Here is a 13,530-nt window from a genome sequence, read left to right on the forward strand (position 1 = left end):
AGTTCCGGGTCGCGCTGACATTTCTGATCAGCGCGGCCGGCACGGCCCGCACTATTCCCCACGGCCGCGGCTTCTGCTAGCGTCTCCCTGAGTCGCCCGACCCAACCCACAATGCGTTGACTGCCCTGTGCGATTAGCCGCACTGTCCTATTCACTACCCTGGGCGATTAACCCTTAGCACCGGAGCCACCATGCCCCAGCCCCGCCGCACCTCGCCGTGCCATACCTTGCGCCATACCCTTCACCACACCCTTCACCATACCCTGCACCTTGCGGCCCTTGCCCTGTGCCTGCTGCTTGCCAGCGGCACGGCCCGCGCCGGCACCGCCGCCGTTGCCATGCCCGAGCCCCACGCCGCCGCAGCCGCCGAAGCCATTCTGCGCGAAGGCGGCAACGCAGTGGACGCGGCCATCGGCGCCGCCTTTGTGCTGGCGGTCACCTACCCGGAGGCCGGCAATATCGGCGGCGGTGGCTTTATGCTCAGCGTGATGAATGGCGAGGCCAGCTTCCTGGATTTTCGCGAGCGCGCCCCGGCGGCGGCCAGCCGCGACATGTACCTGAACGAGAACGGCAAGTTCCGCCAGCAGGATGCGCTAATCGGCGGTTTGGCGTCCGGCGTGCCGGGCACCGTGGCGGGCCTGGCCGCGGCCCACGAACGCTACGGCAGCCTGAGCTGGCGGCGCCTGCTACGCCCCGCCATCGACCTGGCCTACCGCGGCTTTATCGTGCCGGACGACCTTGCCAGCCTGGCCCGTGAGGCCGGCGCGGAATTTGAAGGGCTCACCAACTTCAGCAGCTACTTCGGCCACCTGCGCGCCAACGAACGCTTTGTACAGCCGGACCTGGCCACCACCCTGATGCGCATCCGCGACAACCCCAGGGATTTTTACGAGGGCATCATCGCCGGGCAGATCCTGCGTACCATGAGCATGAGCGACGGGCTGATCAGCGCCGCCGACCTGGCCAGCTACCAGAGCGTGTGGCGCCAACCCCTACAACAGTCCTGGCGCGATGTCACCGTGCTCACTGCCCCGCCGCCCAGCTCCGGCGGCATTGCCCTGCTGCAACTGCTGGCGCTGCGCGACCTGTCCCAGGCCCACTTTGCCGGGCAGGCCCACAACAGCCCGCGCTACATTCACCTGCTGGCGGAGCTGGAAAAGCGCGCCTTTGCCGACCGCGCCGAATACCTGGGCGACCCGGATTTTGTCGACGTGCCGGTCACCGAGCTGCTGGATGCCAGCTACCTGGCGCGGCGCGCCGCCACCGTGCGCCCCAACAGCATGTCATCGCCAAGCCTCGTCAAGGCAGCGCTGGAGCCCCACGAAACCACCCACTTCTCGGTGCTCGATGGCAACGGCAACGCCGTGTCGCTCACCTACACCCTGAACTGGGATTTCGGCTCCGGCGTGGTGGTGGAAGGCGCGGGCTTTTTGCTGAACAACGAGATGGATGATTTTTCCGCCGCCCCCGGCGTGCCCAACGCCTTTGGCGTGATCGGCAACGAGCGCAACGCCATCGCTCCCGGCAAGCGCATGCTCTCCTCCATGACTCCCACCATCGTGCTGCGCGGCGCTCAGCCGGCCCTGGTGCTGGGCAGCCCTGGCGGCAGCACCATTTTTACCTCGGTGTTTCAGGTCATTCTCAATCTGGAGGACTTCGGCATGCCCCTGCAGGCGGCGGTGGACGCCACCCGCTTTCACCACCAGCTGCCGGAATCCACCCTGATCCGCCACGACCAGCGGGAGATCCCCAAAGCCACCCTGCAGGGGCTGAAGAAACTCGGCTACACCGTGCAGCCCAACAGCTGGGGCGACCTGGGGGATGTGCAGGCCATTCGCGTTGGGGTTGACGGCATTGAAGCCGCCGCCGACGCTCGCGGGCGCGGGGTGGCCCGGGTGTTTGTCGTGGATTGAGTGAGTGGCAGGTTCCCATAGCTATACCGGGGCCGGCAGAATCCCGGGCAATGGCTGAAGCGCTGCCGGAAAGCTCTGATAATGCACCCAGTGCCAGGGCACGCCCGGGCAAACCGACACACAACAGGAGTGACACTATGGGACTGGCTAGCATCGGTTATCTGAGAATCCAGGCGAGCGACGCCGACGCCTGGATGGACTTTGGCACCGGTATTCTCGGCCTGATGGATGCCGGGCGCGAAGACACCGCCGGCGCCCGCTGCCTGCGCATGGACCGACACCCCTTTCGCTTCATGATCGAGCCCGGCGACAGTGACCGCCTGCTGGCCTGCGGCCTGGAATACCGCTGCAAGGACGACTTCGACAGCGTTTGCGCCGATTTGGAAAGCGCCGGCTTCAGCGTGAGCGCTGGCGATGCCGCCGAGGCCGAACGCCTGTGCGTCAGCGAATTTGCCAGCGTCACCGACCCCGGCGGCAACCTGTTGGAACTGTACTGGGGCCGCAAGCTGGACTACCAGCCGCTGGTTTCCCCCACCGGCGTGTCGGCCTTTGTCACCGGCGATGAATACACTGGCGACATGGGCTTTGGCCACGCGGTGGTCCCCGCCCCCGACATTGAAGCCAGCATCGACTTCTACACCGGCCTGATCGGCCTTGCCATCAGCGACGATCTCTACCCGCCAATGCCCGAGGGCGCGCCGGAGGCCCGCGTGGTGTTCATGCACGCCGACAACCCGCGCCAGCACTCTCTGGCCCTGTACAACCAGCCCAGCCCCCTTGGCGTGGTTCACATGATGGTGGAAGTCAGCACCCTGGATGAAGTGGGCCGCGCCCTGGATCGCGCCAACAAAGGCGGCCACCCGGTGATCGCCAGCCTGGGCCGCCACGTTAACGACAACATGTGCTCGTTCTACGTACTGGCCCCCGGCGGCATTGCGGTGGAATACGGCTACGACGGCCTGCTGGTGGACTGGGACACCTACACCCCCACCGTGAGCACCGAAGGCGACCTGTGGGGCCACGAGTACAACTTCCCCGGCTGATCAATCGGCCTTGGTTAATCAGCCTTAGCTGATTGGCCGGAGCTAATCGCCCCCTGCAAAGCGCCCGCCCTCAGGGCGCTTTGACTTCCACCTGTACCGGAATCCAGCGGCCCTGAATGTAGGACAGGGTGCCGTTGCCGCGCATCAGTTGCAGGGCGTTGTTCAGCTCGCCCTGCAGGCTGGCGTTGCCCTTGCGCACCGCCCAGGCCAGCATTTCCTCGGTGAGTGGCGAATAGGTGCTGATCAGATCGTCGTTCTCGGCGCTGTTGGCCAGCTGCCAACTGGTGGGCGCATCGTGAATGTACAGGTCGATGCGATCCGCTCGCAGGGCGGCAAAGGCCTGCTCCGGGTCGGCGTAAAAACTCACCGCGGCGTCCGGCAGTTCCCGCGCGGCAAAATCGGCGCCGGTGGTGTCTGGCTCCACCCCCACCCGCACGCCTTCGCGGAACACCGCCCAGGGCTGGGCAAAACGCGCAATCTTGTCGCGGTGCATGATGGCCATCTGCCCCACCAGCAGATAGGGCTCGGTAAAATCCACCTGCTCGCTGCGCCGGGCCGTTACGCTGAGCCCGGACATCAGCACATCCACCTCGCCGGCCTGCAGGGCGGGCAGCAGTTGCTCGAAGGACATGGGCACCAGCTTGACCGGCCGGCCGAGAATGCCGCCCACCGCCGTGGCATGGTCCGCCTCCATACCGACAACGCGCCCCTCCTCGGTAAAGGCCAGCGGCGGGTAGTCCGGAGACAGGCCCACCCGCAGGGCCTCGGCCCAGGCCGATGTTACCCACAGGCCAAGGGCGATCACTACCAGGTGTTTTTTCATGCCATGCCCCGTTAAGACCCAGTGCGCAAAGCACAGGATGGTAGGTGACTTGCCTCTGGCCCGCAATCTGCCTCAGACCATTTGCATCAGGTCATTCGCTTCAGTTCACCGCCGGCAGGCGCCGGGCGCTGAGCACCGCCAGCGCGGCCAGCACTGACAGCAGGCCCAGCACCGTGGCGGTGCCCCAGGTGGCATCCACCCAGCCCAGCAGGCCGCCGCACAACAGCAACACGCCAATCACCGTGTTGCTGACCGCCGTATAGCTGGCGCGATTGCCGCTGCCGGCCATGTCCACCAGGTAGGTTTTGCGCCCGATACGCGCGCCCTGGTGAGCCACCGCCGCCACAAACAGCAGCAGCCCCGCCAGTGGCGCAAAGCCAAGCCAGTTGGCATGTACCGTATTGATGGCCAGCGTCATCAGCATCAGCACCAGCGACAGTGCCGCGGCGGTGGCCATGACTTTCTCCGATGCGCTGTCGGACCAGCGCCCCCAGAGGTGGCCAGACAACAGCCCGGCCAGCCCCTCGGCCAGCAACAGGGTGGCAAAACCAAAACCGCCATCGCGGCTGTTCTGCTGGATCATCACCACCAGGTAGGGAATGGCAAAGGCGGTGCTCACCAGCAATGCCCGCGCTATCACAAAATGGCGGAACTGGGCGTCGCTGCGCAACAGGCCAATGCTGCGCAGCGCCTCTGTAAAGGCGTTGCCGCCGCCCTCGGTGGCGCCGGGCATTTCCGGCACCCCGGCATAGCAGGCCGCCGCCAGCAGCCACAAGGCCGCAGAGCCCGCCAGCAGCGCAGCAAAAAACCAGCGGCCACCACCCACCTGCTCGCCGCTGGCCAACAGCGGCACCAACAGCAGCACCCCGGCAACGGCCAGGGTAATGGCCCCCGACGCCGACGCGGCCAGGCCACCCAGGCGCCCGCGCCGGCTCTTGGACACGGTTTTGCCCAGCACATCCTTGGCCGCCACCGAGCAGACCCCGCGGCTCAGGCTGAACAGCGCCAGCAGGCCGATCACCGCAAGCCCCAGGGCGTTGCCCTGCAGGGTGAGCACCGCCACCACCATCAGCGCCAGGCAACCCCCCTGGCCGACGCTGCCCCACACCCAGAAGTATTTGCGCAGCGGGTGCTGGCGCATCGCCTGGGCCACAAACAGCTGGGGCAGCAGCGACAGGGATTCACGCAGCGGCACCAGCAGCGACACGTACACCGCCGGCGCGCCAAGGGATGAGAGCATCCACGCCAGCACCAGCCGCGAACTGGTCAGGGCATCGCCAATCTTGGTGAGAATCTGCGACAGCAGCTGCAGGGTGAAGGCCAGTGGCTGGTCGTTGCAGGCCGCCTCGGGAATGTCCCGGCAGACGCGGGCATCTTCGTCCTCCGCCATTGCCTTGTAGATACGCTCGCTCAGCTGCTGTTTGCCTGCCAATGGTCTGCCCCCGCCTGCTGCAAAGCGCAAATTCTGCCGGGTTTGCGGCGCGCGCGGCAAGCCACGGATGACGCTTTGCCAACACGGCTGGCATAATCCAGAGCTTTGCCGCAGCACTAAGGCCCGCCCATGACCCAAAGCCCACCACCGAAGGCCTGGATGCAGGACAGCCTGCGCGAGGGCTACAGCGCTCTGTCCCGCGGCGACCATCAGGGCGCCATCGGCTGTGCCCGCCGGGTGCTCACCGCCAAGCCCGATTTACCCGAGGGCCACTTTCTGGTGGGGCTCATCGCCCAGGATCGCAGCGACCTGGCCACCGCGGTGCAGGCCTTTGGCTCGGTCACCAAGCTCGCCCCGTCCCACGGCGCCGCCTGGGCCCAGCTGGCGCGCCTGTTCATGCGCATGGGCCACATCAACCGCGCCGACGACGCCCTGCGGCAGGCGGTTGACCACCAGGACGGCAACCCGGCGGTGCAGGACGCCATCGCCACCGTGTACAGCCTGCTGGGCGACCAGCCCGCCGCCGCCGGGTGGCTGGACAAGGCCCTGGCGCAGCAGCCCCGCCACCTGGGCTTTCTGGTCAATCGCGCCAACAACCGCATGTTCCTTGGCGACTTTGACGGCGCCGAGGACAGCCTGCGCGCCGCGCTGGCCATCAACCCGGACAGCGCCAACGCCCACTGGCTGCTGTCCAACCTGCGCAAGGCCACCGACGCCAGGCACATCGCCGAGCTTGAACGGCTGATCGCCGGCAGCCGCTCGCCGCAAGACCTGGCCTACCTGCACTACGCCCTGGGCAAGGAGCGGGAAGACCTCGGCGACTGGGATGCCGCCTTCACCGCCTTTGCCGCCGGCGCCGCCGCCCGGCGCTCTACCCTGGCCTACGATGAGGCGGCGGAAGTCGCCATGTTCGATGCGCTCAAGCAACACCTCACCCCCGACTGGCTGAACAACCGCCCGCCGGGCTGCGCCGACCCCTCGCCTATTTTTATCATCGGCCAGCCGCGCACCGGCACCACCCTGGTGGAGCGGATCATCACCAGTCACTCGCAGGTACACTCCGCCGGCGAACTGCGCCAGTTCGACAGCGCACTGCGCCGCCTGGTGAACTACCGCGGCCGCGCCCGCCACTCGGCGCAGCTGATCCAGCAGGCCAGCGGGGTGGACGTGCAGCGCCTGGGCGAGGCCTACCTCAGCACCAGCCGGGCCCTGCGCGGCACGCTGCCGCGCTTTGTGGACAAGCTGCCCACCAACTATCGCTACCTGCCGTTGATACTGGCGGCACTGCCCAACGCACGGGTGATACACCTGCAGCGCGACCCCATGGACGCCTGCTTCGCCAGTTTTAAGCAACTGTTCGCCGACGCCTACCCGCACTCCTACGAGCAGGGCGAGATGGGCCGCCACCACGCCCGCTACTTTCGCCTGATGCAGTGCTGGCGGGAGCGCTTTGGCGACCGCTTCCTGGATGTCCCCTACGAGGCGGTGGCCGCCGACCCGGACACCCACGCCCGCCGGTTGATCGACTTTCTGGGCCTGCCCTGGGAAGACGCCTGCCTGGACTTTCACCGCCAAAGCGGCGCGGTTACCACCGCCAGTGTGGTGCAGGTGCGCGAGGCCGCCCACACCCGCTCGGTGGGCCGCTGGCGCCGTTATGAAAACCAACTGGCAGCGCTCAAGGACGCCCTGCTCGCCGAGGGCATTCCGCTGACACTGCCGCACTGAACGCCCCCGGGCACGGCAGCTTTTTTGCTGGCGGCAGTACGCCTTTTGCTACCGCGCCGGCTTATCTGCGCCCGACCCACCTGTTCTATGCCACCCAGCTACCCCCAAGGGGGTAGACCTTTTTGCCGGCTGCGTATTGAATTGCCCCGATCGATTTCGTAGCCTGAATTTGCCTTTGCCGACACAGTAAAAAACCGGTGCCGGGCTGCGATAGCAGTCACGAGCGCCAGACAACACCCGCTGTGCCGGCGACCGAAATGACCATAAATTCTCTAAGAGTTTCGGGTGGCCCTATGACGCCCGCAAGCTGATTATTCCGCCCGGCCACGATGCCGGACGGTGAGCATACTTGGATAATCCCAGGGGGAGTCATGAGTCTGTCCAATCGTTGCCGTACTGCGGCGCAGCCTGTTTGCACCACTGTTACATCTTCGCCCGGCCTGGCACCGCGCCCGCCGCGGCGCGGCCTGGCGCTGGCGGTTTCCGCCGCCCTGCTGGCCGGCTCCGCCCAGGCCCAGCAACTGGAAGAGGTCATTGTCACCGCCACCAAGCGCGCCGAGTCGGTGATGGATGTGCCGCTGGCGGTCACCGCCCTGTCCGGCGACTTTGTGCGCGACGTGAACCTGGACGACGTGAAGGACCTGGTGTTCTTCACCCCCGGCGTCACCGGCAACTCCAAGGACAGCTTCCTTGACTCTATCGCCGTGCGCGGCATTGTCACCAACGATTTCGGCAACGGCGGCGACCCGTCCCTTGGCGTGTACAAGAACGGCTTTTACCAGGGCCGCAACGGCGCGGCCGTTACCAGCCTGTACGACCTGGAACGCTCGGAGGTATTGCGCGGGCCCCAGGGTTTTTTGTTCGGCCGCAACTCCATTGCCGGCGCCCTCAACATTCTCACCCGCAAACCGGTGCAGGGTGACGCCGACAGCTATGTGGACCTGCGCGCCGGCGAACGCAACATCTTCCGCGCCGAAGGCGGCACCAACTTCGACCTGGGCGACAGTTTTGCCGTACGGGTGGCAGGGCTGTACTCCACCGAAGACGGCTACGTCGAGAATGAACTCAGCGGCGATGACTTTATCGAGCACGAAAAAAGCGCCGTGCGCATCACCGGCACCTACGATGGCGGCGGCCCCCTAACCGCCACCGTGTACCTGGACTACGAGGATCGCAAACAGTCCGGCACCCTCTACCGCGCCACCGGTAAGGGGCCGGCCTATGACTTCCTGGAGAGCATCTACGGCGACCTGCCGGTGCCGGGTGATGACCGCGACGTGCGTATCGACGAGCCCCAGAACGGCATTATCGACAATGGCGAGGTGTGGAGCGCGGGCCTGCAGATCGACTACGACCTGGGTTGGGCCAACCTCACCTCGCTGACCGGCTACAAGGATCACAACTACCACTACACCGAGGATTTCGACGCCACCGCCATCGCCATCTTTAACTACGAGCAGATCCAGTCCGGCGACTACTTCGAGCAGGAGCTGCGCCTGACCTCCGACAACGAGGGTATGTTCAACTGGTACGCGGGCCTGAGCTATTACCGGGAGGAGCTGGACACCGAGTTTCTCGGCCAACAGGACGAAGACCTGTACTGCAACGTGTACTGGGGCGATACCTGCCAGGGCCTGTTCGACTACTACAATTACTACGACCCCTCTGTACTCTACGACTACTGGGGCACCTACACTTGGAGCCCCAGCCCCAACAACGGGCTGATCGACGACTGGAACCGCACCCGCGGCACTTTCTCCGGCTGGGCCGCCTATGTGGATTTGCAGTTCCAGTTCTCCGAGCAGTGGGACGCGGCCATCGGCGTGCGCTACAACGACGACAAAAAAGAGATGAGCCAGGAAGTGCTCGCCGATCGCAACCAGAGCATCCTCGGCCAGGTGGTGCAGACCGGTTTCACCACGCCCCAGGGGCCGGTGTCGGACACGGTGAGCTGGACCAAACCCACCTACCGCGGCGTGCTCAACTGGCACCCCACCGATGACGATCTGCTGTATGTGAGCGTGACCACCGGCTACAAACAGGGTGGCTTCAACAGCTTCTCGGTGGACCCGGGCGGCCCCTTCAGCGGCGTGGAGGCCCTGCCCGGCGTGCACCGCCCCTCCACCTTCAATGAAGAGACGGTGATCTCCTACGAACTTGGCTACAAGGGCACCCAGCTGGACGGCGCCAGCCAATTGCAACTGAACGCCTTCTACTACGAATACGAAGACCTGCAGGCCACCTGCAGCGAACCCGGCTCGCCCATCACCGTGGTCTGCAACACCGGCCAGGTGGACGGCCAGGGCCTGGAGGGCACCTGGAACATTGCCTTTGCCGACTACTGGCGCCTGGGGCTTGGCTTCTCCTGGTTCGACAGTGAAGCCAGCGGCGTGCAGGCTTTCTGCCAGAACGGCGAGGAATGGCTCGGCGACGTGAATGCCTGCGAGGGATCGCCGCGCCCGGGCATTCCCGAGTACACCGCCTTCGCCGCCTTAAATGGCAACATCCCCATGGGCAGCGGCGAACTGTTCGGCAGCCTGGTGGCCAGCTGGGAAGACGGCGCGCCCTCCAACTGGGAGCCAGACAACGCCATCACCCGCGCCGCAGGCTGGCGCTACACCGGCGAGTACACCGAAATGCAGACCACCGCCGGCTACCGCGGCGCCGCCGGCTGGGCCCTCTCGGTATTCGTGGAAAACCTGCTGGACGAGGAGTACTACGATGCCGGCAACGGCATGACCTCGGCCAGCTCGCCCTTCGTGCAGTCCGACATCAGCCCGAGCCGGCCGCGCACCGTGGGCCTGCGTTTCAGTTACGGACTCTGAGCAAAGCCACCATGTCAAAACTTCGCAACCTGAGCCGCCGGGACTTTCTCGGTGGCGTGGCCCTTGGCGCCACGGTGGGCGGCCTGGGGGGCATACCCGGCCTGGCCCGGGCGCTGGAAGCCCCCGGCGCGCCCTATCCGCCAGCCCTCACCGGCCTGCGCGGCAGCCACCCCGGCTCCTTCGAGGTGGCCCACTCGGTGGCCTGGGCCGGCGCCAAGTACCCGATTCCCAAAACCCAGACCGACAGCACCTACGACCTGGTGGTGGTGGGTGGCGGCATCTCTGGCCTGGCGGCGGCGCACTTCTATCGCCAGAAAATGGGGCCCAAAGCCCGCATCCTGGTGCTGGACAATCACGACGACTTTGGCGGCCACGCCAAGCGCAACGAGTTCAACGTGGATGGCAAACAGCTCATCTGCTACGGCGGCAGCCAGTCCATCGACACCCCCGGGTCCTACTCCGCCCAATCGGCCCAGCTGCTGAAGGACGTCGGCATTCACACCGAGCGCTTCTACGACTACTTCGACCAGGGCTTTAACCAGCGCAGGCAGCTGCAGCGCGGCTACTACTTCAGCAAGGCCGCCTATGGCCGCGACGTAGTGGCACCACACTTTGACGCCACCGGCGGCGCCGACGCCGCACAGCGCAATGCCGACATCCTGGCGCGCTATCCCCTGCCCCCCGAGGCGAGGGCTGCCCTGCTCAAGCTGCTTGGCGCCGACACCAACTACCTGGCCCACCTGCCCCAGGCGCAGCGCCCGGCCTACCTGCGCAGCATTACCTACCGCGAATTCCTGCTGGACGTGGTGGGCGTGCCGGAGGCGGTCTATGTGCTGCTGCGCGACAACATCCGCGGCTGGTGGGGCGTGGGCTGGGATGCCCAGTCCGCCCTGGAGGCAGTACGCATGGGCATGCCCGGCACCGCCCACCTGGATACCGGCGCCATCGACGAGCGCGAACCGGAGCGCAACGAGCCCTACATCTTCCACTTTCCCGACGGCAATGCCGGGGTGGCCCGCTCCCTGGTGCGCACGCTGATCCCCCAGGCCATCCCCGGCAGCACCATGGAGGACCTGGTGTTGGCGCGGGTGGACTACCGCCAGCTGGATAAGCCCGAACACCCCTGCCGCATTCGCCTGAACAGCACCGCGGTGAACGTGCAGCACGGCCCCGCTCAGAAAACGGTGGACGTAACCTACGTGCACGGCGGCGAGGTGTTTCGCGTGCGCGGCAAGCATGTGGTGATGGCCTGCTACAACGACATTATTCCCTACCTCTGCCCGGAGCTGCCGGCGGAGCAGCGCGAGGCCATCGAGTACTCCACCAAGGTGCCGCTGGTGTACATCAGCGTGGCGGTGCGCAACTGGCGCGCCTTTGCCGACCTCGGCTACAGCCAGTTCAGCATCCCCAACCCCAGCATGATGCACTCCATCGGGCTGGACTTTCCGGTCAGCATGGGCGGCTACCAGTTTGCCGACGACCCCAACCAGCCCACCGTACTGCACGGCTCCTTTGTGCCCTGTGTGCCGGATGTCGGGCTGCGGGCCAAGGAACAGCACATTCGCGGCCGGCGCCAGATCTACGAGACGTCCTTCGAGCAGTTCGAAACCCACGTGGTATCCACCCTCGACGGGGCGCTGGGCAGGGCCGGGTTTGACGCCGAGCGGGACATGGCGGCCCTCACGGTAAATCGCTGGCCCCACGGCTACGCCTACGAATACAATGAATACTCCGACCCGCCGGAGTACGGCCCCGATAACGGCCCCCACCTGCTTGGCGCCCGCCAGCTTGGCCGCATCTCCATCGCCAACTCCGATGCATCGGCCTATGCCTTCGTCGACGGCGCCATCGACGCCGCCTGGCGAGCAACTAACGAACAGTTGAGACTCTGATTGATGGAAACCAGCGGTACTGCGCTTTCACTGGTGCCTACGGCACTGGTGTTCATTCTCGCCGTGTGGACGCGGCGCCCTATTGAATCGCTGATCAGCGGCGGCCTGCTGGGGCTGATCATGCTGCACGGCGCCGGCTTTGTGGGGGGGCTTGCGGAAACCTCCCTGCGGGTGCTGACCGACGAAGACGTGGCCTGGGTCATTCTGGTGTGCGGCTTTATGGGCAGCCTTATCGCCCTGCTGATTCGCACCGGCTCGGCCCGCGCCTTCACCGCCGCCCTGGCCAGGCGCGTGCAGAGCCAGAAGAGCGCCCTGCTCACCACCTGGGGGCTGGGCATTGTCATGTTCGTGGACGACTACCTGAACTCCCTGGCCGTTGGCGCGGCCATGCGCGACCTGACGGATAAATTCCGTGTGTCACGGGAAAAACTGGCCTACGTGGTGGACTCCACCGCCGCGCCCATCAGCGTCATCATTCCCTACTCGACCTGGGGCGCCTTTTTTGGCGGGCTGCTGGTGTCCAACGGGCTGGCGGAGGAAGGCCAGGGCCTGGCGGTGTATATCTCCGCCATTCCCTATATATTCTACGCCTGGGTGGCTGCCCTGCTGGTGCCGCTGGTGATCTGGGGCGTGGTGCCAGCCATCGGCCCCATGAAAAAGGCCGACGCCCGCGCCGAGGGCGGCGTTATGGTGCCACCAGAGGCCGAACATATCGAACAGGCCAACCGGGCGGTGAAGGTCAATGCCGAGGTCAAACCCCGGGTGTGGCTGTTCGTGGTACCCATGATGCTGCTGGTGGGCAGCACCATGTACTTCGACAACGACTTTCTGGTGGGTATTTACATCACCCTCGGCGTGACCCTGGCCCTGGTGCTGGGCCTGCGCCTGCTGGATTTGCACGACGCCTTCGACACGGTGATTGAAGGCTTCAAGACCATGATCGAACCGCTGGCGGTGCTGGTGGCGGCCTTTATCCTGAAAGACGTGAACGACGCGCTGGGCCTGCCCAGCTACGTGGTGAGCGCCATGGAGCCCGTGCTCACCGCCCAGCTGCTGCCGGTGGCGATTTTCGTCAGCATGGCCCTGGTGTCCTTCATGACCGGCTCCAACTGGGGCGTGTTCGTGATTGTGCTGCCCATTGTCACCACCCTGGGGCACAAGCTGGGTGCCGACATGACCCTGGTGATTGGCGCCACCCTGAGCGCCAGCACCTTCGGCAGCCACGCCTGTTTTTATTCCGACGCCACCGTGCTGACCTCGCAGGCCACCGGCTGCACGCCGCTGCAGCACGCCATTACCCAGTTTCCCTATGCGCTGATAGCCGCCGGCATTACGGTGCTGGCCTATCTTGCCATTGCGTTTGTGTAACCCAACGATGACCCGACAAGGAGCTTTACCATGCGACTGACAAACACTGCCCGCAGCACCGTGCTCTGCACTTCCATGGCCACCCTGCTCACCGCCCTGCTCGGCGCGCCGCTGGCCCTGGCCGACGACGTGATCAAACCCGCCGAGATGAGCAAGGCCGACCTGGCCGGCAAACTGTTCGAGCACCCCGACACCAGCAAAACCGAACGCGACAACGGCACGGTACTGGATGTCACCTCGCTGCTGAGCAGCGACAAGAAATTTGCCTCTGGCATGTACCAGGCCCCGGCCTCGCGCTGGGAGATCACCGAGCCCTACGGCGTGGACGAGTTCATGTACTTCCTGGAAGGCGGCGTGACCCTCACCTCCTCCGATGGCAGCGTACAGACCATTGAGGCCGGCGAAGCAGTGACCATTCCCAAGGAGTGGACCGGCGTGTGGGAAACCGAGGGTTACACCAAGATCTGGGTGATCTATTCTGAGGACGGTTCCGCCTTCGAATAAACACC

The 13,530-nt window shown here is 65.6% G+C and carries 9 protein-coding genes; 7 read left to right on the top strand and 2 right to left on the bottom strand.

The annotated features are described in order from the left end of the window. Positions 1–191: 191 nt before the first annotated feature. Positions 192–1,913 carry a gamma-glutamyltransferase gene (gene ggt, locus DDZ17_RS03125; RefSeq protein WP_116364469.1) on the top strand — a complete coding sequence of 574 codons (1,722 nt, stop codon included), beginning with the start codon at positions 192–194 and terminating at the stop codon, positions 1,911–1,913. 137 nt (positions 1,914–2,050) lie between these two features. Continuing rightward, the gene (locus DDZ17_RS03130) at positions 2,051–2,956 is read left to right on the top strand and encodes a VOC family protein (protein ID WP_157976414.1); all 906 of its coding nucleotides are present in this window, start codon (positions 2,051–2,053) and stop codon (positions 2,954–2,956) included. Between the two features lie 70 nt (positions 2,957–3,026). On the opposite strand, the gene DDZ17_RS03135 is transcribed toward DDZ17_RS03130, so the two are convergent. Both DDZ17_RS03135 and DDZ17_RS03140 read right to left on the bottom strand, forming a co-directional pair. Then, a complete protein-coding gene (locus DDZ17_RS03135) occupies positions 3,027–3,779 on the bottom strand; it encodes a transporter substrate-binding domain-containing protein (protein WP_116364471.1) in 753 nt (250 codons plus the stop codon). Between the two features lie 100 nt (positions 3,780–3,879). After that, positions 3,880–5,211 (bottom strand): MFS transporter, encoded by a 1,332-nt coding sequence (locus DDZ17_RS03140; RefSeq protein WP_241505763.1) that lies wholly within the window; start codon positions 5,209–5,211, stop codon positions 3,880–3,882. Between the two features lie 129 nt (positions 5,212–5,340). Between DDZ17_RS03140 and DDZ17_RS03145 the strand changes: the two genes are divergently transcribed. From DDZ17_RS03145 to DDZ17_RS03165, 5 genes are all read left to right on the top strand, one after another. Further along, entirely contained in the window at positions 5,341–6,936 is a 1,596-nt protein-coding gene (locus DDZ17_RS03145; RefSeq protein ID WP_116364472.1) for a tetratricopeptide repeat-containing sulfotransferase family protein, read from the top strand. 371 nt (positions 6,937–7,307) lie between these two features. Beyond that, entirely contained in the window at positions 7,308–9,761 is a 2,454-nt protein-coding gene (locus DDZ17_RS03150; RefSeq protein WP_241505764.1) for a TonB-dependent receptor, read from the top strand. An 11-nt stretch (positions 9,762–9,772) separates the two neighbouring features. Next, on the top strand, positions 9,773–11,653 hold the full coding sequence (locus DDZ17_RS03155; RefSeq protein WP_116364473.1) for an NAD(P)/FAD-dependent oxidoreductase: 1,881 nt from the start codon (positions 9,773–9,775) through the stop codon (positions 11,651–11,653). A gap of 3 nt (positions 11,654–11,656) precedes the next feature. Next, positions 11,657–13,021 (top strand): Na+/H+ antiporter NhaC family protein, encoded by a 1,365-nt coding sequence (locus DDZ17_RS03160; RefSeq protein WP_116364948.1) that lies wholly within the window; start codon positions 11,657–11,659, stop codon positions 13,019–13,021. Between the two features lie 30 nt (positions 13,022–13,051). Then, positions 13,052–13,525: a cupin domain-containing protein gene (locus DDZ17_RS03165; RefSeq protein ID WP_241505765.1), complete on the top strand. Its 474-nt coding sequence runs from the start codon at positions 13,052–13,054 to the stop codon at positions 13,523–13,525. Positions 13,526–13,530 lie beyond the last annotated feature (5 nt).

It is taken from the genome of Parahaliea mediterranea (assembly GCF_003402235.1).
GTDB classification, from domain to species: Bacteria; Pseudomonadota; Gammaproteobacteria; order Pseudomonadales; family Halieaceae; genus Parahaliea; species Parahaliea mediterranea.

Excerpts from the sequence above, each read along its gene's own strand:
- ggt (WP_116364469.1), top strand. The coding sequence starts at position 192 with ATGCCCCAGCCCCGCCGCACCTCGCCGTGCCATACCTTGCGCCATACC.
- DDZ17_RS03130 (WP_157976414.1), top strand. The coding sequence starts at position 2,051 with ATGGGACTGGCTAGCATCGGTTATCTGAGAATCCAGGCGAGCGACGCC.
- DDZ17_RS03135 (WP_116364471.1), bottom strand. The coding sequence starts at position 3,779 with ATGAAAAAACACCTGGTAGTGATCGCCCTTGGCCTGTGGGTAACATCG.
- DDZ17_RS03145 (WP_116364472.1), top strand. The coding sequence starts at position 5,341 with ATGACCCAAAGCCCACCACCGAAGGCCTGGATGCAGGACAGCCTGCGC.
- DDZ17_RS03150 (WP_241505764.1), top strand. The coding sequence starts at position 7,308 with ATGAGTCTGTCCAATCGTTGCCGTACTGCGGCGCAGCCTGTTTGCACC.
- DDZ17_RS03155 (WP_116364473.1), top strand. The coding sequence starts at position 9,773 with ATGTCAAAACTTCGCAACCTGAGCCGCCGGGACTTTCTCGGTGGCGTG.
- DDZ17_RS03160 (WP_116364948.1), top strand. The coding sequence starts at position 11,657 with ATGGAAACCAGCGGTACTGCGCTTTCACTGGTGCCTACGGCACTGGTG.
- DDZ17_RS03165 (WP_241505765.1), top strand. The coding sequence starts at position 13,052 with ATGCGACTGACAAACACTGCCCGCAGCACCGTGCTCTGCACTTCCATG.